Here is a 20,300-nt window from a genome sequence, read left to right as displayed (position 1 = left end):
GCAAGGTATAGCCATCCGGCAATTTCCAGCCGAGGGGACCCGGCCATGCCCATTGCCACACCGACTGCCACATCGACTGTCGAACCGGCCAGCGCGTCGGCAATCGAACCGGCCAGCGGGCCGACGGGCGACCCGGCGCTCGCGCGGGCCGGGCGACTGCCCCGGCCGCCGGTCGGGCAGCGCCGCGGGCTGGGGGTCGAGGCTGGCCGGGTCGCCCTCTGGCAGGCAGCGGCGGTGGGGGCGATCGTGGCGGGTGGCCCGTTCGACGCCGTTGGCGGCACCGCAACCGGGCTCGCCACCCTCGTGGTGGCCGGCACCGCGCTGCGGGTCCGGGGTCGGTGGCTGCCGGACTGGGCGCTGGTCCGGCAGCGCTACCAGCGGCGTTCCCGGCAACCGCAGCCGGCCCTGCCCACTCTGTCGACCCGCACCTACGCCGACCGGGCCGGCAACCGCGCCGGACTGGCCGGCGACGGGAGGTCGTGGAGCGCCCTGCTGCAGGTCGACCCGTCTGGCGACCTCGATGATTTGCTGCGTCATCTCTCGGCCAGCTACTCCGATCCCGAACTGCCCCTGACCGGGTTGCAACTCGTCGACTGGGCCTCCCCAGTCACCGGCCAGACCGCCCGCTGGCTCGCCCTCCGGGTCGACCCCAGGCACGCGGCACGCGCCGTCGAGGCCCGGGGCGGCGGCGATCAGGGCCTGATCCGTACGGTTGGCACCGCCGCACTGCAGATCGCCACCGTGCTGCGCGCCGCCGGCCACCCGGTGGTGCTGCCCGACGGCACCCGACTGCCCGATGCGTGGGCGGCTTCGCTCGGCGTCGACCCCCGACAAGCTGCCGAGCCCACCACCGAGAACTGGCGCTACTGGTCGCTGGGGATGCTGCACCAGGTCTGCTACCGGCCGCGCCGGACGCCCCGGGACTGGGCCGAGGTGGCCCACCTGTTGCGCCGGCACGGCAGCGCCCCGGCTCTGGTCAGCGCCGTCTCGATCCGGCTGGACCGGCAGCGCGGCGGCGGCACCCGTACCAGTGCCCTGGTCCGCCTCGGGGTGCCGGCCGGACCCACGCCCGAGGCGGTCGCCGAAGTGGTCGGCCGGGCCACCGCCGGGTTCGGCAAGGGATTCGTCCCGCTGCACGGCACACATGCCGTGGCAGCCTGGGACACCCTTCCGCTGGCCGGCCTCCGGCTCTATCCCCAGGCCGGCCGCCAACCGCATTCCCCGGCCGGCGCGCAGGCGACCTCCCCGGCCGGCTTCCATCCACACCCCCCGGCCGGCGCGCAGGTGACTCAGCCGCCCCACGCGCGTACCGCGCCGTAGACGTCCAGCACCGCACCGGCCACCGGAACCAGGCTGATCAGTGTCAGGAACTCCACCACGTCGAGCAGCCGCCCCCAGTACGGCGATGGCGTGCCGGCCGGAGCCCGGACCGCGTACGTGGCACACACCACCCCCACCAGCCCGATCAGTCCGGCCAGCAGAAGTCGGGTGCCCGCGTCTCCGGCGAGCCCGATCCGGGCGGTGGTACCGAGCACGGCAACCGCCCCGGCCAGCAGCAACGCTGCCCGCTGCCCCACCCCCACATAGGCTCGCGACCGCAGCAGCAGTGCCGTGCCGAGCAGGCCGGACAACGCCCACGACCACCGGTCGTCGGTGGTCAGCAGCACCCCGGCGCAGCAGGCGACGATGATCGCCAGCGCGCAGAGCAGGCTGGTGAGGATCCGCTCGGCAGCCTCGGTGTCGCCGACCATCTCCGGGCCCAACGTCGGCGTCTCGTCCCGGCGGAACGCCGCCACGTCGGTCGGCACACTGGGCAGTGGCAGTCGGCCGAGCCGCAGGGCGAGCATCGGCAGCGCCGGGCTGGCCATCACAGCGGCACAGCAGACGATCGCCGCCATCGAGCCCGGCGCCGCCCCGGTGAGCAGGGCGACGAAGGCCGCGATGCCACCGACCGCAGCGGCGACGGCCGCCGCCGCGAACCGCTGCTCGGCCACGACCACGGCGGCCAGCGCGGCGTAGAGGGTGGCGGCGGTGCCGGCCAACGCCAGCCGACCGGCCGTCATGGCCAGCGCCGCCTGCCCGTCGCCGGCGAGCACGGCCAGGCCACCGACCACGGCGGCCGGTACGCCACCGGCAGCCACGACCGCGCCGAGCCCCCGGTCGCCGAACGCCCGGGACAGTGCCCCACCGGCGATGAGCAGCGCCAGGGCCAACGCCCCGGCCAGGATCGTCACCGTGATCGCGGGCAGCCCGCTGAAGCCGAGCGCCACCGCCGTGGCGGTGAAGGCCAGACCGGCAACCGCCCCACCGACCCGGCGGGACACCGTACCCCGCCAGACACCGGGCCGGTCGGCTGCGGCGCTGGCGATCGCGTCCACCACGTCGTCGAAGAGCATCGGGGTGGCGCGTCGGTCCACACTGCTCAGATAGAGCACCTCACCGTCGCGCAGGCCAGCCCCGGTCACTGTCACGGCGCTGTCCAGCGCCGGAGCGCCGAGTCGGTGCAGTTGCCAGCCGGCGCCACCGGCCCGGTCGGTCTCGACGCTGAGCAGCCGGACGAGTTGCGGCAGCAACTCCGCCACGGTGCTCTGCACCGGCAACGACACGTCCAGCCGGGAATGTGGTGCCACCACCGTCACCCGCCGGGGTGCGATCGTGGTGGTCACTACTCGGCCTCGGCGAGCAGCGGCGCGTACTTGGCCTCACTCGCGGCGCCCAACTTGGCCAGGCCGTCGTTGACTGCCTCCAGCACCAGTTGGCCGATGGTCTGCGCGTCGTAGCGGCGCAGCACCTGCGGATCGATCGACACGTCGGTGAAGCGGCCGTCGCCCTTCAGTTTTACGGTTACGTCCCCGTTGCCGGCGTATCCGGTGATTTCCATCGTCTCGACGGAACGCTGAATGTCCTCGATGCGCTGCTGCTGCTCGCGCACCTGGGCCATCAGTTCCTCGATCGCCGGTTCCATGCCCTCTACCTCCGGTTCTATGGCCGCCGCCCCTGCACGTCGTACTGGATCGACTCACGTGTCTGGGTGGCCAGGTTCTCCAGGTACACGTAGTGCGCCGCGGTGTTGTAGGCGTCCAGGTAGTCGGCCCGCCCGGCATCGGCGCGAGCCCACCGTACGGCTTCTTCGGCCGCTGTGCCGTGCATCGACCCGACCGGTACGTCCGGCGCGTTGCCGCCGGTACGCAACTCATAGCCGGCCAGGTCGCTGGCGGCCGTGTAGACGGCCCCGTTTCCGGTGAACTGTGGATGGTGGAAGACGTCGGTCGGCAGGCTGACCGGGTGCACCGGGGCGGGTGCCTGCATCGCCCCGGTGATCAGGTTGCCGGCCTGGCCGACCGCGAACCCGGCGAACGAGCCGACCTGCGGGATCGTGCCCGCACCGAAGCCGGCCACGTCCTTGACCGCATTGGCGATGGCCATCTGCCGGGTGTACGACTCCTGCGCGACCTTGGTGGCCTGTTCGGCGTCGGACACGTTGGCGTGCCAGATGGCGTTGGCCGCCGCCGCGTTGGTCAACCCGTCGACGTTGCCGGCGTACCGACCGGCCTGTTCCATCGGGATCGTCCCGGCGTCGGCCTGCCGGAGCAGGTATTCCTTGTAGAGGTCGGCACCCGCGTTGATCTGGTCGCGGCCGGTCTGGGTGGTTTCGGCCAGCATCAGCATGTGCCGGGCGTCGGTGCCGCCGATCCGGTCGGCGCGGGTGTCGGTGTCCAGTCCGTCGAGGGGCTGGGCGTACAGGTCGAGGTTGGGCACGGTGGCGCGGGCGACCGCCTCGGAGAGGTGCGGATTCTCCCGCATCCCGGCCAGCATCCGCTCGTACGACGACGGGTCGGTCATCGTCTGGGTGAGGTCGACGTACGCGCCGCGGGCCAGGTCGTGTTCGGCAGGATCGGCGGTCCCGGAGCCGATCCAGTCGATGACCTGGCCCGCAGCGCGGCCATCATCCGCCCACGCGAAGCCGCTGAGGTGGCCCAGCGTGGCGGCGTCGCCAACCAGTGCGGCGTTGGCAACGTGGTTACGGGTGGACACGTCGAGCATCGAGGTCAACGTCGTGTCCACCCGTGGCTTGTCCCACAGCACGGCGTCGTTGGTCGACACGTAGTAGCCGGGGTCGGTGGGCTTGAGTCGGGAGATGTCGTCGAGCCGCTGGGTGACATCGGCGATCTCGCCGACCCGGCGGGTCATCGCGGTGGAGAATTCCGTGCCGGCGACCATGTTCCGGTCGGCGGCGTGGGTGAGCTGGGACAGCGCCTCCCACTGCGCGAAGCGGGGCACGTCGAGCCGGTTGGTGTAGACCGTCTCGCCGAACACCCCGGTCAGCGGCCCGTTCGCACCGCCGGAGACCTCCCGGGTGAAGCCCCACGAGTCGGTGCCGATGTTGGTCTCGGTCGCGGCGGAGGAGAACACCAGATCCCGTACGGCAGGTGGCAGGTCGGTCGGGTGCTGGGACAGGGTCAGGATGCCGTTGCCGACGGTGGTCATCATCGCCTGCCGGTCGGCGGCGGCGAAGCCGGGCGCGGTCTCGCCGAAGAGTCCGAAGAGACTGGTGTTATAGCGATGATCGTCGGCGTTGAGGTAACCGGGCAGGTCGAAGATCCGCTCGCCGAGTTCGCCATAGAACGCCGTCAGGTACGCCTTGTCGGCGGCCGACTGCGGTTGGCTGGTGCGTAGCCGCTCGGTGATCGCCCCGAGTTCAGCCATGGCCTGGCGGAACCGTTCCGGCGAGGCGTCCCCGGCCAGCGCTGCCCGTACCGCCACGGCGGCGGCCCGCCCCTGGGTGGCCGAGGCGGTCACCTGGGCCGGGGTGGCCTGGGCGGTGCTGGGTGCGCCCAGTTCGGCGGCGACTCGGACCAGCGCGGCGGCGAGGGTGTCGTAGATCCCCCGGATGGCGGTGATCGCCTGCTCGCCGAGTTGGCGGGCCTGGCTGACCAGGGCGGCCATCTGGTTCTGCGGCACCGCGCGGGCGTAGGCGATGAGCACCTGGGCGGCGGCCTGGAACTGGGTGAGGACCGAGTCCGCACCAGCCGCCGCTGATCGGAGTGCCCCGGCCGCGTTCTCCAGTGCGGCGGCGTGCCGGCGCAGCCGGGCCTCGCTTCCGTCCAGCCCAGCGGTGACCCGACCGGTCGCGGTGCCGTACGCGTCATACGCAGCGCCGGACCAGTGCTGGGCGAGCTGGGTGCGGTGCCGGTGCAGGTCGGTGCAGACACCGGCGGCCTGGTCGGCGAGCGTCCGGTAGGACTGGGCCACCGCGCACAGCCCGGCCGGGTCGCCGGTCATCTGCCGGCGGTACTCGGTGAGTACCTGGGCGTACCGGTTGAGCAGCCCGGACAGCGCGCCGGAGAGGTCCAGGACGAGGCGACCGGAGAGCGGCACGGCGGTGGTCACGTCAGCTCACCCTGACCGAGCCGTCAACGTCGACGCTGACGTCCGCCTCGACGGTCTGCCCGCCGGAGCTGGCCGAGACCTCTATGTCGAAGGCCCGGCCGGTGTCGACCGGCACCTCGACGGTGACCTTCAGGTCGCCCTTGCTGGCGGTGATGGTGACGTCGTCGTCGCCGTCCCGGCCGCCCGTGGCCGGTGCCGGGGTGACGTCCGCCGGGGAGGTCGGGGCCGGGGCGGTGGGTACCGGGGTGCCCCCGGGCAACGTGGACTGCCCCCGGTCGACCGCGACCCACTGGTCGTTACCGCCGAGCGCCGACGGCTGGTAGTTGGTGAGCGATCCGGTGGTCGGATAGCCGGAGCCGGTGAAGTTGGGCATCGTCTGGCCGAGGGGGTAGCCGCTGCCCAGTGCCGTCTGCCCGGTGCTGGTGGCGACGCTGCCGATCTGTGGCGGGGCGGTGATCGCGGTGTTCGCGATCCCGGTCGGCACCGTCGCGGCGGTGGACCGTCCGGCGTCGTTGTTCTTGGAGAAGAGCTGCTCGACCTGGGTGACGATGGTGGCCAGGCCGGTAAGGATCTGACCGATGTTGGTCGCGCCGATGGCGGTGAGGATGCCCCCGATGCCGGTCAGGAACGCCTTCAGGATGCCGGTGGCGCTGACCGCCAGCGCCCGGCCGGCCGCCCGGGTGTACGGGTTGGACATCAGCGCCGCGACCGTCGGATTGATCGCGCTCACCACCGCCCGGTACGCGGCCTGGGCCGTCGTGATTTGCGCGGCGGAGCCCTCCAGTTCGCGGATGCCGGCGTACACGGTCTCGATGATCTTCTGGAAGCTGGCGAACGACTTGGTGAGTTTCTGGACCACCGAGTCGCTGGCGGCCCCCGCCGACCACACCTCGCGTAGCTGCTCGCGGGCCCGTTCCAGGTCGGCAAGCAGGCTGACCAGGCGGGTCACCCGGGCGGTGAGCGCCGCCGCGTGGGCCAGGATCGCCGCCGGGTCGCCCCCGATGATCGAGGGTAGGGCGACGGTGCTGGGGCCACGGCCACTGGCTGCGGCGTCCATTGCGCCTGAGTTGGGGATGTTAAACACGACGCACCTCTCTCGGCATCACGTCGGTCACTGCGGACGGCGGCGCACTGGTCGCGGCAGGCGGCATCACGTCGGTCGCTAGCGGCGGCACCGCACTGGCCGGCACGGGCGGCATCACGTCGGTCGCCACGACGCCGGTCACCACAGCGGGGTCGCGTCGGTCATCGGCCGATAGACCCGTACCCGCCCGAACTGGGCCGCCTCGCCGACCGCACCGTGGTTGTAGAGCTGTCCGTTCGCGCCGGCCACGCCGATCACCGGGCCGGAATCACCGACGTACGGCTGCACGACCACCACGTCACCGGTGTTCACCACGCCGGAGACGTCCCGTCCGCTGCCCGAGTAGACGGCGAGCAGGCCGACCCGCTCCTGGTTGGTGTGGCTGCGGTCGAGCCAGTCGGCGAAGTCACCGGCGTTACCGAAGGTGACTTCGGTCAGTGGCCGGGTGGCCAGGTCGCCGAGCCGGGCCCGGGTCAGGTAGTCCAGCACGTTGCCGACGGATCCGGGTTCACCGGCGGCACCGGCACTGTCGTTGATGGCGTATCCGGCCAGGGTCGCGCCGGCCGGTTGGCCGCCGCTCGGGGCGTGTCCGCCCAGTTCGCCGCCCAGGTCGCTCCCCAGGTTGCCGCCGAGCGCCGCCGCGACCGCCCGGTCGGCCGCCTCGTAGTCGTTGGCGCTGCGGTGCACCAGGTCGTTGACCTCCTGCAACAGCTGAAGGAGGGTCCGCATGGTGCCGACGAGTTGGCCCTGCATTGCGATGTTCGCCGAGGCGACCGGCGAGCCGATCTTGGCGAACGTCGTCGGCGCCAGGGTCAGCGCCTCCAACTCCATCACCGTGCTGTAGGTCTGGAGCAGGAGGCCGACCACGTTGCCGACAACTCCGCGTACGGCATCCGGCCGTACGTGGTAGGAAGCGCCTGACGTCATCGCCCGCACCTTTCCGCCGATCATGCTGACCAGCCGTGGCGGCGAGGGCGATTTCCCTGCGTCCGCACGGTTTCCGGATGGTTGCGGGTCATCGTAAGTTGGTGCGCGCGGCGCTCTGTACGGCAAAACTACCCACTAGCCGCCCTGTCGAAGTGACCACGAGTCACCGGGAAGTCTGCCGATATCCCGGTGGCCGAATCCCCCTGCCGAGGAGGCCGGATGTCGATCGACATGTTCCGCCGCCGGGTCGCGCTGCCCGAGCCGCCCCAGGGCGAGATCATGCTCCAGGCGCCCCCGGCACTGCCCCGCGGTTCGGGTCAGGGCGGCATGCAGTTGATGTTCATGCTGCCGATGATGCTGGGCATGGGCGCGATGTCATTCGTCTACATCGGACGCTCTGGCGGCGCGATGACCTGGGTATTCGGCGCGCTCTACCTCAGCGTCATGGTGGGCATGCTGCTCATGGCCCTGTCCCGGGGCGGTGCCTCGAAGAAGGCACAGATCAACGACGAGCGGCGCGACTACCTGCGCTACCTCGGTGGCCTGCGCGGCCAGGTCCGGGAGGTGGCGGTACGGCAACGGGAGGCCGCCCTCGCCGCGCTGCCCGAACCGGCCGACCTGTGGTCGTATGCCGGCACCGAGCGGCTGTGGGAACGGGCCCGCACCGACCCGGACTTCGGCCGGGTACGCGTCGGCGTCGGCCCGCAGCGGCTGGCCACGGCGCTGCGGGCCCCGCAGACCGCCCCCCTGGAGGACCTCGACCCGGTCTCCTCCACCTCGCTACGGCACTTCATCCGCACCTACGCCACCGTCGCCGACCTGCCGGTGGCGGTCTCGCTGCGCTCGTTCCGCCGGATCACCCTGGCCGGCGACCGGCCGATCGGGCTGCACCTCGTCCGGGCCATGCTGGCCCACCTGGTCACCTTCCACTCCCCGGACGACCTGCGGATCGCCGTCTGCATCGCACCTGACCGGCAGGACGCCTGGGACTGGCTGAAATGGCTGCCGCACGCCATGCACCCGGGCCGGACCGACCCGAGCGGCCCCACCCGGCTCGCCGCGCCCACCCTGACCGGCCTGGCCGCGCTGCTCGCCGACGACCCCGCCGAGCCGGGCACCCGGGGCACGTTCCGGCCCGGCACCCGACCCGACGCTCCACACCTGCTGATCCTGGTCGACGGCGGGGCCACCCACCCCGACGCGGGCTTGGTCCCGGCCGGCGGGCTGGCCGGCACCACCGTGCTGGAGATCGGCGGCGCACCGAGCGACGGTGCCGGCATCCTCGACCTGGTCCTCGCCCAGGGACACCTCGGCATGCGTACGGCCGACGGGGTGGCCCTGGTCGGTGAACCGGACCAGCTCAGCGTGGCCGGTGCCGAAGTGGTCGCCCGGCAACTCACCGCGCTGCACACCGGGGCACCGATCCGCACCGATCAGCCCCTCGCCGGGACCTTCGGCCTCGCCGACCTGCTCGGCATCGGCGACCCTCGACACCTCGACACCGCCGTCACCTGGCGCCCTCGCGCCTCCCGGGACCGGCTGCGCATCCCGATCGGCGTGGACCCGGACGGCCGCCCGGTCGACCTCGACCTCAAGGAGTCCGCCGAGGGCGGCATGGGCCCGCACGGGCTGGTCATCGGGGCGACCGGCTCCGGCAAGAGCGAACTGCTGCGTACCCTGGTCACCGGCCTGGCGGCCACCCACTCCTCGGAGACGCTGAACCTCGCGCTGATCGACTTCAAGGGCGGGGCGACCTTCGCCGGCATGACCGACCTGCCACACACCTGCGCGGTGATCACCAACCTCGCCGCCGACCTGACCCTGGTCGACCGGATGGGCGACGCGCTGCGCGGGGAGACCGTACGCCGGCAGGAACTGCTCCGCGCCGCCGGCAACTACGCCTCGGTACGCGACTACGAGCGGGCTCGCGCCGACGGTGCCCCGCTGCGTCCGCTGCCCTCCCTGCTGGTGATCATCGACGAGTTCAGCGAACTGCTCTCCAGCCGACCCGAGTTCATCGACCTGTTCGTGATGATCGGCCGGCTCGGCCGCAGCCTCGGCATCCACCTGATGCTCGCCTCGCAGCGGCTGGAGGAGGGGCGGCTGCGCGGCCTGGACAGCCACCTCAGCTACCGGATCGGGCTGCGCACCTTCTCCGCCTCGGAGAGCCGGGCGGTGCTCGGGGTGCCCGACGCGTACGAGCTGCCCTCGGTGCCCGGCTCGGCCTACCTGAAGCACGACACCACCACCCTGCAACGCTTCAAAGCCGCGTACGTCTCCGGTGAACTGCCACCCGAACACGCCCCCGGCATCGAGGCGGAGGTGCCGTACGAGCGGCGCATCCTGCCGTACCGGCTGGCCCCACTGGAGCTGGCCGAAGCGGAGGCGGGTGCGGTCCTCCCCGTCGCCACCGCCGACCGAAAACCTGCCCCGGGAACGACCGGTACGACGATCCTGGACGCGATGGTCGGCCGGCTGCTCGGGCACGGGCCCGCTGCCCACCAGATCTGGCTGCCGCCACTGGCCGACCCGCCCAGCCTCGACCAACTGTTGCCCCCACTCGGGCTCGACCCGGAGCGCGGCTTCAGCCCGGTCGGCTGGGCCGGCAACGGGCAGCTCACCGTGCCACTGGCCATCGTGGACAAGCCGTACGAGCAGCGCCGGGACCTGTTCTGGGCGGAACTCTCCGGCGCGGCCGGGCACGCCCTGGTGCTCGGCGGTCCGCAGAGCGGCAAGAGCATGCTGCTGCGTACCCTGGTTTCCGCCCTCGCCCTTACCCACACCCCCGCCGAGCTGCAATTCTTCGCGCTCGACTTCGGCGGTGGCGGGCTCGCCACGGTGGCCGGGCTGCCGCACGTCAGCGGCTACGCCACCCGGATGGACACCGAGAAGGTACGCCGCATCGTCGCCGAGCTGACCGCGCTCCTCGCCGAACGGGAGAAGCTGTTCGCGGAGCACCGGATCGACTCGATGGCCACCTTCCGGCGGCAGCCGCCACCGACCGCCGACGGTCGGGCCTTCGGGGACGTCTTCCTGGTCGTCGACGGCTGGATGACCCTGCGTCAGGAGTTCGAGCCGCTGGACGAAACGGTCACCACGCTGGCCGCCCGGGGGCTCGGCTTCGGCATCCACGTCGTACTCTCCGCCAACCGGGCGATGGAGATCCGTCCCGCGCTCCGGGACCTGATCGGCACCCACATCGAACTGCGGCTCGGTGACCCGGCCGACTCGGCGTACGACCGGCGGGCCGCCGCCAGCGTGCCACAACGCTCCCCCGGGCGTGGCCTGACCAGCGAAAAGCTGCACTTCCTCGGGGCTCTGCCCCGGATCGACGCGGGCAGCTCCGTCGCCGACCTGCCGGCCGGTGCGGCGGACCTTGTGAAGCAGGTGGACGCCGGCTGGCGGGGAGCGCGAGCCCCACAGGTACGGCTGCTGCCCCGACTGGTGCCGGTCACCGACCTGCCGGCACCGGCACCGGTATCGGCCGACGGCCAGGCCCGCACCGACCGGCGTATCCCGGTCGGCTTGGCCGAGGCGGACCTCGGCCCGAGCTACCTGGACTTCGACGCCGACCCGCACTTCATCGCCTTCGGGGACGTGGAGTCCGGCAAGACCAACCTGCTGCGGGTGCTGGCCCAGCAGATCGCCGCCCGCTATCCGGTGGCCGATGCCGCGATCATCATCGCCGACTACCGCCGCGGGCTGCTGGACGCGATCACCGGCCCGCACCTGCTCGGTTACGCCGGCAGCGAGCCGGTGCTCACCCAGCTCATCGCCGAGGCCGCCCAGGGCATCCAGCAGCGGATGCCCGGTCCGGAGCTGACCGCAGTGCAGCTGCGGGAGCGGAGCTGGTGGACCGGGCCGGAGCTGTTCGTCCTCGTCGACGACTATGACCTGGTGGTGACGCCGACCCGCAACCCGCTGGCCCCGCTACTGGAGTTCCTGCCCCAGGCCAAGGACGTCGGCCTGCACCTGGTGGTGACCCGTCGTACGGGTGGCGCGAGCCGAGCCCTCTACGAGCCGGGGATGCAGCGGCTGCGCGACCTCGGTACGCCCGGCCTGTTGCTCTCCGGTCCCCGGGACGAGGGGGCACTGCTGGCGGACGTCAAGCCCAGCGTGCAGCCGCCCGGTCGGGGCCAGTTGGTGAACCGGCGTACCGGGGTGTCGTTGGTCCAAATCGCCTGGTCCGATGTTGATTCGGCCTGAGCCCTGTCGACGGCTCGGCCTGAATCCGGCTGGTGACGGATGGGCCGAGTGGACACCGCCCGTCGGTCGTGTGGGTAATAGTGCCGTGTCCCCGGCGGGTAGTTGTGCCGTACTAACTAAGGGTCGCATCTACCTAACATCCCCAGCATGTACGGCGCCGCGAGCCGGCGCGCCACTCCGCCTGAAGGAGGTGACCCGACGTGGCCAGTCCCGGATTCAAGAGCGATGCCGCTGCGATGACGCGAGCGGTCAGCGGGTTCGACGAGGCCGCTACGAACGCGGCGCGGACCATGACCGAGCTGGAGAGCGAACTCGTCTCGGTGCTGAGCCGGTACGCCGGCAACCAGGCAACCGCGTTCTGGCAGTTGCAGAACCGGCTGCAGGAAAGCATGCGGGTCGCGGCCCGTGAACTGGAGACCATGTCCGGCTTGGTCAACCAGAGCTTCCGTAACTACGACACTGGCGACTGGACCGTCGCCGACTCCCTCAAGGGCCTCGCGGGCGCCGTCGGCGAGGGCAGCTCCGTACTCAACCGTCTCGCCGGTGGGCCGGCCTAACCTGCCCGGATGGGGTGATTCGAGATGAACGGCGATGTCATCAACGTCGAGTTCGCGGGGCTTCGTGCCGCCGCAGACTCGCTGCACGTCAAGGCCCAGTCGCTGACCAGCCACATGGAGCAGCTGCACACCAGTCTGGGTCCGATCAAGGAAACCTGGTACGCCTCCGGCAGCTCCGCCGGTCAGGCCGCCGAGCAGTCCGAAACCCGGCTGCGCGCTGCGCTGAACGAGATCATCACGATCATCGGTCAGTTCTCCGGCAAGGTGAACGAGGCGCACGACGTGCAGTTGGCGCTGGAGAACCGTAACGCCAGCTACTTCGGCTGAGCTGATCGGCGATGGCGCGGGGGGAGTCGGGGGACCCACCCGCGCCGTCGCCGACCGGGCCGCCGGAGCGGCTGTCGCCGATCAGGCCGGTCACGGAGCGGCTATCGCTGACCGGGCCGGTCGCCCGACCCGTCGTCGACGGCGAACCAGCCTGACGACGGTCTTGCCGACGAGCGCCGAGACAGGAGAGCGCGCCGATGTCCCAAGAGGAGTCGTTCCGGGTCCACCTGGAATCGCTGCAAGAGTTCGCCCGGGAGCTGGAGACCCAGCTGGAGGCGATGCGCAAGCCGACCGACAACCTCGGCTTGCTGCGCGTACAGCCGATGCTGCTCGGTGACTTCGTCGAGGCGTCCTCGCTGAGCGACCGGCACCGGACGGCGGTCGAACAGATGCACGAGCTGCTGCACACGGTGCGAGAAGCCATCGCGTTCGCCAACGACGTGACCCACATGATCGCCGACGGCTACGCCGATTACGACTTCGGCGTCGCCACCTCCTTCCGCGGCCACGGAAAGGGCTGAGACGATGCCGGGCAACCAGCGGGGCGGCCGAGCCCGCAGCGACTTCAGTCAGCACAGTCACCCGGAACTGGTCCGGATGCTCTACGCCAGCAAGCCGGAAACGGTGGTCTCGGCAGCGCGAGGCTGGGAGGCGGCCGCAAACGCGTTGCACGATCGGGCCGGCGACGTCGAACGCCAGCTCCGCGAGTTCGAGCAATGGTGGGACGGGAGCGCGGCCCGCCAGTACCAGACAATGATCAAAGACTTGACGTCGGGCATCCGCCGGGTCGCCGACACCGCGTACGCGATCCGGGACCTGGCCTACACCTCGGGCGAGGCGCTCGACACCGCCCGTAAGACGATGCCCGCCCCACAGTCCGTACCTGATCTCGCTCCGTCGGTCATCGCCGCCGCGACGACACCACTCGCCCTGCCGGCCGATACCCCGCCGGCGACGGTGGACGCATTCCAGCGGCAACAGTCCGACGCCATCAACCAGGTCAAAGCCCATCAGCAGGCACAGGACGCCGCCAACGCGGCCCACCAGCAGGCCGTCCGGGTCATGACCACGCTGGCCGGGCAGTACACCGTGGCCGAAGACTCGATGCCGATCGCGCCGACCGCCGCCAGCCGGCCCACGGCCACACCTCCGGCGAACGACCCGGCCCCGGTCTCCCCGCCCCTTCCGGTCATACCGCAGCCGGGCGTGGCTCCCACGCCCGACGGCACCCCGCCGACGGACCCGACGCAGCCCAGCCCCAGCACCAGCCCACCGCTGTTCAGCGCGATGTTCACCGCCGGCCTGGCGGCCGCCTCGGCCGCGCTCGGTGGCCGGTTCACCAGCTTGCTGCCCCGGCTGCTGCCCGGCAGCAAGCCAGGCGACAAGAAGGCCGACAAGCTGGGCACCAGCACCGCCTCGCTCGCCAGTGGTGGTAGCGGTGGCGTCGGCGGAGGCGGGGGTGGCGGCATCGGTGGTGGTGGCATCGACAAGACCCCGGTCGGCAACCAGATGCTCAGCAGCCAGTCCGGTGCCCCCGTGGTGAGCGGGCTCGCCGGGGCCGCCGGAGCGGCGGCGGCAGTGGGCGCGAAGGGAATGGCCGGGGGTTTCATGCCCGCCATGCCGTTCGCGCCGATGGGGGCGGGGGACGCCGCCGGCGGTCGCCGAATCCCGCCCTGGCTGATCGAGACCGAGGACGTCTGGGGTGAACAGTCCCTGGTCACCCCGGCGGTGATCGGCGAGGACCTCGACCCGAACCAGCCCGCCAACAACCAACGGCCATGGGCATGACCGGCACCGGATTCCGGGCTGTCCCGGTCGCCCTCGACACCGCCGCCACGGAGCTGGGCAGCGGTGCGGACCAGCTGAGCAGCGTACGGGCCCGGATCGGCACACCGCCGGTCGCCGCCGAGGCGTTCGGTCTGCTGCCGCAGTCCCAGCAGGCGATGCATGCCCACGGCAGCAGCCTCCAGGCCAGCACCACCGAACTGGAGACGGCAGCCACCAGCACCCGCCGGTTGGCCGCCGGGGTGACCGCCTCGGTCGCCAACTACCGACAGGGCGACACCCGGGTGAGTCAGAGCTTCCTGAGCCTGCTCGGCGGGACCGCCGACCCGGCCTCGGGCGGACGTGGGGCTGCCGCACCAGCCGGTTCCACCCCGTTCGCCGGCCGGATCGCCGCGAACCGGCAGGCAGTCAGCACCGCGCTGGACGCCGAACGGCAGCGGCTGGCCCAGCTCAAGAAGGAGTTGGACGGCCCACCGTTCCACCGGGACTACCAGGAAGAACGTTTCCTGAAGCAGGACATCGAAAAGTCGCAGGCCCGCATCGAGCTGTACGAGAACATCCTCGCCGAGCACCGCAAGATCCTCTCGTTCGATCCGTCCGGCGACGGCTCGATGGTCGAGTTGGTCGGTGACATCGGGCCAAAAACCCGCAACGTGGCGGTCTTCGTCCCCGGGACGTACTCCGAGCTGGCCAGCCTGGAGCGCTACCACGACACGATGGCCGGATTCGTGGACGCGGCCCCGAAGCGGGACCTGGCGGTCGTCCTGTGGATGGATGGGGACCTGCCGTCCAACCTGTTTCCGCAGGCACCGTCGGCGCGCTATGCCGACGATCTCGGGCCCCGGCTCGCCGATTTCTCCCGCGAGCTGCGTACGGAGATCGCCGGCTCGGCTGCCGCCGGTAACGGGGTGCAGGTCACCTACGCCGGCCACTCGTACGGCGGGGCGGTCGTCGGCACCGCCGAGCAGTTCGGGCTGGACGCCAACCGGGTGCTGCACATCGAGTCGGCCGGCATGGGGCACGACGTGGACGGCCCGGCGGATCTGCGCCCGGTCCACCAGGACGTGCAGCGCTATTCGATGACCGCCCCCGGCGACCCGATCGCCTGGGTACGGGACGTCAACCTCGGCAACTGGGGCCACGGGGCCGATCCCGACAAGTTTCCCGGGGTGGTCCGGTTGGAGACCGGCAACTATCCCGACGGCCGGCCGCTGGAGGGTAAGGCCGCCCACTCCGACGTGCTGATCTACCACTCGGACGCGTGGTGGAACATCTACAACGTCTTCACCGGTGGCTCGGTGGTGCCGGTACGGTCGACGCCGTGACCACGCCGATCGACTTCGAACCGTTGGCCGCTGTCGCGGCACCGCTGCGTACGGTGCTGGATGGCATCGCGGCCCGGTTCGGCGCGGCCCGGATCAGCCGCGACGAACAGCTGGACTGCGACATGTTCCGCCCAGCTGGCACCCCGAGCGAGTCGGTCCGGTGGGAGTACAACCTGCGGGTGGCCACCACACCGGAGGCGATCGGAATCCTGCTCACCGAGGTGGTGCCGGAGTTGACCGCCGACGGTTGGCACGGCACCGACCGCAGCAGCGAGGCCGAGGTGGCCTACCAGTTCCAGCGGGACGGGGCCAACCTCGGTGTGCACATCGCCCGGGACGGCACCGGTGACGTGGTCGTCGGTGGTGCCACTGCCTGCGTACCGACCGCAGAAGGGAATTGATCTGGTGCCAGGTGTTGCCGGAACTTTCACCGCACATCTGGCGAGTCGCGGTCAGATATTCTCGCTGATGTGAGTCAGCCTTTTGTTCCAATGTCTACGACTGACACCATTCCGCACATGGCGAACCGCGCGATAATACACAGCGGAATTGTCTGCTCACATCCACAGCCCTCGGTCGCCGCGGCCTATCAGGACATCATGGCTGCGGCGCTGCACAGTGGATTTCATGCCGTCGTCGGCCTCCGGTTCGTTGGCAACAAGCACGTATTCCGCAGCGCCACTACGGCCGGCCATTACATTCAGGCGTACGGCACAGGCATCGTCTGGCAGCAATAAGGCGCGGTCTACGGACCGGGGCGCCAGCCCCGGGCCCGGCCCCGGCGTACCACCACGGTGCCGATGCCAGTCGCCACCGCCGCACCGAGCCCGGCCAACACCAGAGGTACGACGAGACCGTCCGCGCCGTCGTCCGGAGCGGGCCTCGCCGCCGCGATCATCTCCGGTCCGGCGCTGCCGTCAGCAGGCAAACTGCCGACCCCCTCGGCGGTGACCGCCCGATAGGGATTCACCATGCCCCAGCCGAGTTGCGGATGTCGACCGGCGACCGCCACCCGATCGGCGGTCGACTCGATGCGGGCCACCACCTCGGTGGCGCGCAACCCCGGCCGGTACGCCCGGACCAGCGCCGCCGTGCCGGCCACGTACGCCGCCGCGTACGCCGGGTCGTCAACCGCTGGTGTGTGGCCGACCCGATTAGTGCCGGCGGCCAGGCTGACCAGACCACGGCCGGGGGCGGCCACCCGAATGTGCTCCCCGGACTCGGGGGATACCGCCGCGCCGTCCGGCCCGAACGCACCGACCGCCAGCACACCGGGCAGTGCGGTGGGATAGCTGATGCCGCCCCGGCTCTGGGCCCCCGGTGCGGCCGGCGACACCACCACGATGTCGGCGGCGAGTGCCCGGGAAACGGCGGTACGCAGGTCCTCGCTGTCGGCGGTGGCTGGCACCACCACGCAGATGACCTTGGCGCGGGCAGTGACCGCAGCGTCGATGGCGGCAGCCAGCCGATTCGGGTCCACCGCGCCATTGCCCTGTCGGGTGGCCTGCGTGTAGCGCACCGGCAGCACGGTCACCCCGGGCGCGAGCCCGACCATGGTCGTCTGGTCGTGCGGCTGCGCGGCGATCAGGCCGGCGGCGAAGGTGCCCCGGCCGTCGCAGTCGTCGGTGGCCCCCCGCTGTCCGGCCAGCACATCCGTGCCGGTCTCGACCTGGTCGGGGCCGAACTGGGCATTGTCCGCGTCTACCCCGGTGCCGAGTACGGCCACCCGTACGCCACGTCCGGTGGTCATCGGCCAGAGCCGCTGTGGGGCAAACAGCTCCACCGCCCAGGGGGTGCCGGTGGTGTGCACCCCGACCGGCTTGGTGCAGCCGTCGACCATGCCCGCTGCCGGTACCGCAGGCGCGGCGGCAGCCAGCTGCACTACCGGCACGGCGGCGGCCAACTGTGCCACCGGCGCGGCGGCAGCCATCGAGGTCCAGGCCAGTACGGCGACGCAGCCAAGAGCCGCGCCCAGCACACTCGGTCGGAGCGACGCGCCCAACGCCCCCGGTCGGAGCCCCCGGTTCATGCTGGCATCCGCAGGGTGACCCGAGTGCCTCGACCAGGCCAGGACTCCACGGTGCCCTCACCATCGACGTCCCGGAGCCGGGCGGTGATCGACTCTCGGAGCCCGTACCCCCGGCGGTAGTTGGTCACGTCGAAGCCCCGCCCGTGGTCGCGTACCACCACGACCAGGCCGCCATGGTCCTCGACGACCCGAACCACCGCGTCGTTGACCCTGGCGTGCTTGGCCACGTTGCCAAGCGCCTCGCGGACCGCGGCGAGCAGTGCTGCCCGGCCGGCCCGGGGCAATCCGTTACCGGCACCGGTCGCCACCGCCAGCTCGACCCGGAGCCCCTGGACGGCGAACTCCTCGGACAGTTCGGCCAGTGCCCCGAAGAAGGTGGTGTCGTCCGTGGCGCCGCCCTCGGCGAGCATCCGGCGCAGTCGGCCGGCCTGGACGCGGGCGGCTCCGCGCAGCTCGGCCAGGGCCACCCGGGGTTCGGTCTCGTCCGCCGCGCTCTGCAGGGCGATGGCCTCCAGGGTCTGGAGCACGGTGTCGTGCAGGGCCCGCAGCATCCGGGCCCGTTCGGCGTCCCGACCGGCGCGTAGCCCGTAGAGCATCGCCCGGTGGACGCTGAGGCCACAGACCACCAGGGCCGCCACCGCCACCACGGCAGCGAGGCCGAGCCACAGGAACCGCCCGGTGACGGTCGCCCCACCGACACTCGCGCCCAGGGCCGGGCCGGCCAGTTGCACCGGTACGGACAGCAGCGCGGCGGCGAATCCGCCGAGCAGGCCGTACGCCCCGGTCGTCAGGGCCACCGCGCCGGCCAGGTACGCCACGAACAACTCCGGGTACGACGTCGTCGCGCTGATCAGGAGACTGACCGCGTATGCCAGGAGGAGGTCGACGAGCACCATGCCCCGGATCCGGCCGAAGTCGATGGCCGGGTAGCGATATGCCGTGGCGAGGGCACCGACGTTGGCGACGAGTAGCAACGCGCCACCGGGCAGCAGCCAGACCAGGGTCTCCGCCCCGCCCCGGGCGGCGATCGGGATGGGTAGCGCCAGCAGCACGAGCACCCGGAAGGCGAGGGCGCCGAGAAGCAGGCTGCGGAACGCCTGTCGGTGGATGGTGGCGCAGGCGGCGGTCCAGGAGGGTCCCGCTTCGACAGGCTGTCGCCGCCGAGCGAACAGGGGTCGACGTGTCATCCGCCAGAATCCCGCGACGGCCCCTCGGGTCAGCATCGCGAACATGGTGCTCGTCGCGCCGACGCTACCGGCCGTCATCGATATTTCCCCATCGTGCCGGCCCAGCATGCACCTCGATCAGCCCCTTCGTCCACGCCCCGGGCCACTCGTCGTCATCGGCCCGAAAAAGGAGTCGAGGTCAGTTTTCCCGACGGAAAGAAGCGCGGCAAGAGGAGATCAACGTAAATCTGCTAGTTACCCACCAGTATCCAACTGCACAGCTCACCCGGGGAATGATGTCGATGAAACGGCCGGGCCCGGAACAGTTGTCCCGGGCCCGGATGCACAGTTACTCAGTTGCGAATCATCCTCGGCAAATCAACTCCACATACGGATGGTCGGCGGTGCCACCGGACCACGCCGCAACGCTCCGTCGGTCGGCTCCACCGCCGGGCAGTGGGCGCCCGCCGCCGGCAGTCGCGTGGTGATCAGGTAGTTGTCCGTAGCCGCGATCGAGCAGGCGCTGCCCTTGAAGTAGACGCCATGCCCCCAGCCGTCGTACTGGAGCACCCGTACGCCGCTCTGCTGGGCTGCGGTCATCGTCCACTCGTACGGGGTGGACGGGTCGTACCGGCTGGTCAGCATCAGGATCGACGGCGACCCGGTGAAGCGCAGCGGAGCCTGCGGATTACGGTGCAGGTTATCCAGCCCGGCACAGGCGACCGGGACCAGCCAGCCCAGCGGCGAGAGGGTCATGTCCGGGGCGACCAGAGTCAACGCCTGCCGATAGATGGCCAACTCGGCCGCGCTGCGCACCGGCAGTCGCCAGTCCTGGCAAATGATCAGGGTCGCATCGCGTACCGCCACCTCGGTGGTCCCGGTCGGGGAGGCGGGCAGCGTCACCGTACCGGCCGAACCGGTGGTCGGCAGGAGTTCCGGGGCCGACGTGGCGAGGTCGGCCGGCACCGGACCACCAGCACGCAACACGACGAGCAACTGCGCCAGCTCGTTCCACTCGGGTCCGTACAGCATGCGCATCACGACCCGCAGGAAGACGAGCGGGGTGAGGGTGATGTCCGTACCCGGGTAGCTCACCTCGCCCTGCTCGACCTTGGCGCGCAGCTCCCGGAAGATCTTCCGTACGTCCTGGCCGTGCAGCGCACACTCGGTGGAGCGCTGACACCAGGCAACGAACTCGTCGAAGCTCTCCTCGACGCCGGTCGCCTCCGTCCGCATGAACCGCCAGGCCGTGGTGATGCTGTGGTCCATGTTGCTGTCCAGCACCATGGTCCGGATCCGGTTCGGGTACCGCTGGGCGTACTGCTGGCCGATGAGCGTGCCGTACGAGACGCCGTAGTAGTTCAGCTTCCGCTCGCCGAGGGCGGCCCGGATCGCGTCCATGTCCTGGTTGACATCTCCCTGCCCTAAAGGGCGGGGATTCCGGCGGTCGCCCGCCGGGTTTCCTGCTTCACGGCCTGCTGCCCCGAACGGAGGTTCCCCCGT

The 20,300-nt window shown here is 71.2% G+C and carries 17 protein-coding genes; 9 read left to right on the top strand and 8 right to left on the bottom strand.

The genetic code is table 11. The annotated features are described in order from the left end of the window. Positions 1 to 45: 45 nt before the first annotated feature. On the top strand, positions 46 to 1,320 hold the full coding sequence (locus ACWDV4_RS04065) for a type VII secretion protein EccE (protein ID WP_449974719.1): 1,275 nt from the start codon (positions 46 to 48) through the stop codon (positions 1,318 to 1,320). Here the strand turns inward: ACWDV4_RS04065 and eccD are convergent. The 5 genes from eccD to ACWDV4_RS04040 all read right to left on the bottom strand — a co-directional run bounded on the left by eccD (position 1,290) and on the right by ACWDV4_RS04040 (position 7,402). Further along, positions 1,290 to 2,666 (bottom strand): type VII secretion integral membrane protein EccD, encoded by a 1,377-nt coding sequence (gene eccD, locus ACWDV4_RS04060; RefSeq protein ID WP_449974717.1) that lies wholly within the window; start codon positions 2,664 to 2,666, stop codon positions 1,290 to 1,292. The genes ACWDV4_RS04065 and eccD overlap by 31 nt on opposite strands. Then, complete coding sequence (locus tag ACWDV4_RS04055; RefSeq protein WP_449974715.1) at positions 2,666 to 2,965, bottom strand: YbaB/EbfC family nucleoid-associated protein; 300 nt, start codon at positions 2,963 to 2,965, stop codon at positions 2,666 to 2,668. The genes eccD and ACWDV4_RS04055 overlap by 1 nt, the downstream gene beginning before the upstream one ends. Positions 2,966 to 2,982: 17 nt before the next feature. Then, entirely contained in the window at positions 2,983 to 5,391 is a 2,409-nt protein-coding gene (locus tag ACWDV4_RS04050) for a TPR repeat region-containing protein (RefSeq protein ID WP_449974714.1), read from the bottom strand. A 1-nt stretch (position 5,392) separates the two neighbouring features. Beyond that, positions 5,393 to 6,475 carry a hypothetical protein gene (locus tag ACWDV4_RS04045; protein WP_449974712.1) on the bottom strand — a complete coding sequence of 361 codons (1,083 nt, stop codon included), beginning with the start codon at positions 6,473 to 6,475 and terminating at the stop codon, positions 5,393 to 5,395. Between the two features lie 138 nt (positions 6,476 to 6,613). Continuing rightward, the gene (locus ACWDV4_RS04040) at positions 6,614 to 7,402 is read right to left on the bottom strand and encodes a hypothetical protein (RefSeq protein WP_449974711.1); all 789 of its coding nucleotides are present in this window, start codon (positions 7,400 to 7,402) and stop codon (positions 6,614 to 6,616) included. 219 nt (positions 7,403 to 7,621) lie between these two features. Between ACWDV4_RS04040 and eccCa the strand changes: the two genes are divergently transcribed. The 8 genes from eccCa (at position 7,622) to ACWDV4_RS04000 (ending at position 16,339) form a co-directional block, all read left to right on the top strand. Continuing rightward, positions 7,622 to 11,608: a type VII secretion protein EccCa gene (eccCa, locus tag ACWDV4_RS04035; RefSeq protein ID WP_449974710.1), complete on the top strand. Its 3,987-nt coding sequence runs from the start codon at positions 7,622 to 7,624 to the stop codon at positions 11,606 to 11,608. A gap of 200 nt (positions 11,609 to 11,808) precedes the next feature. Beyond that, positions 11,809 to 12,165, top strand: a complete 357-nt coding sequence (locus ACWDV4_RS04030; RefSeq protein WP_221449026.1) for a WXG100 family type VII secretion target — start codon at positions 11,809 to 11,811, stop codon at positions 12,163 to 12,165. A 24-nt stretch (positions 12,166 to 12,189) separates the two neighbouring features. Further along, positions 12,190 to 12,492, top strand: a complete 303-nt coding sequence (locus tag ACWDV4_RS04025; RefSeq protein WP_449974707.1) for a WXG100 family type VII secretion target — start codon at positions 12,190 to 12,192, stop codon at positions 12,490 to 12,492. 197 nt (positions 12,493 to 12,689) lie between these two features. Further along, positions 12,690 to 13,013: a hypothetical protein gene (locus ACWDV4_RS04020; protein WP_449974706.1), complete on the top strand. Its 324-nt coding sequence runs from the start codon at positions 12,690 to 12,692 to the stop codon at positions 13,011 to 13,013. Between the two features lie 4 nt (positions 13,014 to 13,017). Beyond that, positions 13,018 to 14,280, top strand: coding sequence for a PPE domain-containing protein (locus ACWDV4_RS04015; protein ID WP_449974705.1), 1,263 nt, complete (start codon positions 13,018 to 13,020; stop codon positions 14,278 to 14,280). Continuing rightward, a complete protein-coding gene (locus ACWDV4_RS04010) occupies positions 14,277 to 15,602 on the top strand; it encodes an alpha/beta hydrolase (RefSeq protein ID WP_449974704.1) in 1,326 nt (441 codons plus the stop codon). Before ACWDV4_RS04015 ends, ACWDV4_RS04010 begins: the two co-directional genes overlap by 4 nt. Further along, entirely contained in the window at positions 15,599 to 16,003 is a 405-nt protein-coding gene (locus ACWDV4_RS04005) for a hypothetical protein (protein WP_449974702.1), read from the top strand. The genes ACWDV4_RS04010 and ACWDV4_RS04005 overlap by 4 nt, the downstream gene beginning before the upstream one ends. Positions 16,004 to 16,120: 117 nt before the next feature. After that, the gene (locus ACWDV4_RS04000; RefSeq protein ID WP_449974701.1) at positions 16,121 to 16,339 is read left to right on the top strand and encodes a hypothetical protein; all 219 of its coding nucleotides are present in this window, start codon (positions 16,121 to 16,123) and stop codon (positions 16,337 to 16,339) included. Between the two features lie 8 nt (positions 16,340 to 16,347). Here the strand turns inward: ACWDV4_RS04000 and ACWDV4_RS03995 are convergent, their stop codons facing one another. The 3 genes from ACWDV4_RS03995 to ACWDV4_RS03985 form a co-directional block, all read right to left on the bottom strand. Then, positions 16,348 to 17,631 (bottom strand): S8 family serine peptidase, encoded by a 1,284-nt coding sequence (locus ACWDV4_RS03995; protein ID WP_449974699.1) that lies wholly within the window; start codon positions 17,629 to 17,631, stop codon positions 16,348 to 16,350. Then, complete coding sequence (locus tag ACWDV4_RS03990; RefSeq protein ID WP_449974698.1) at positions 17,628 to 18,896, bottom strand: sensor histidine kinase; 1,269 nt, start codon at positions 18,894 to 18,896, stop codon at positions 17,628 to 17,630. Before ACWDV4_RS03990 ends, ACWDV4_RS03995 begins: the two co-directional genes overlap by 4 nt. 279 nt (positions 18,897 to 19,175) lie before the next feature. Continuing rightward, positions 19,176 to 20,300 (bottom strand): alpha/beta fold hydrolase (locus ACWDV4_RS03985; protein ID WP_449974696.1); only part of this gene is annotated, 1,125 nt, incomplete at its 5' end.

The sequence above is a fragment of the Micromonospora sp. NPDC003197 genome, from assembly GCF_053590565.1.
The sequence above is the reverse complement of the archived record's forward strand: the minus strand, read 5'-3'. Positions and strand labels throughout refer to the sequence as shown.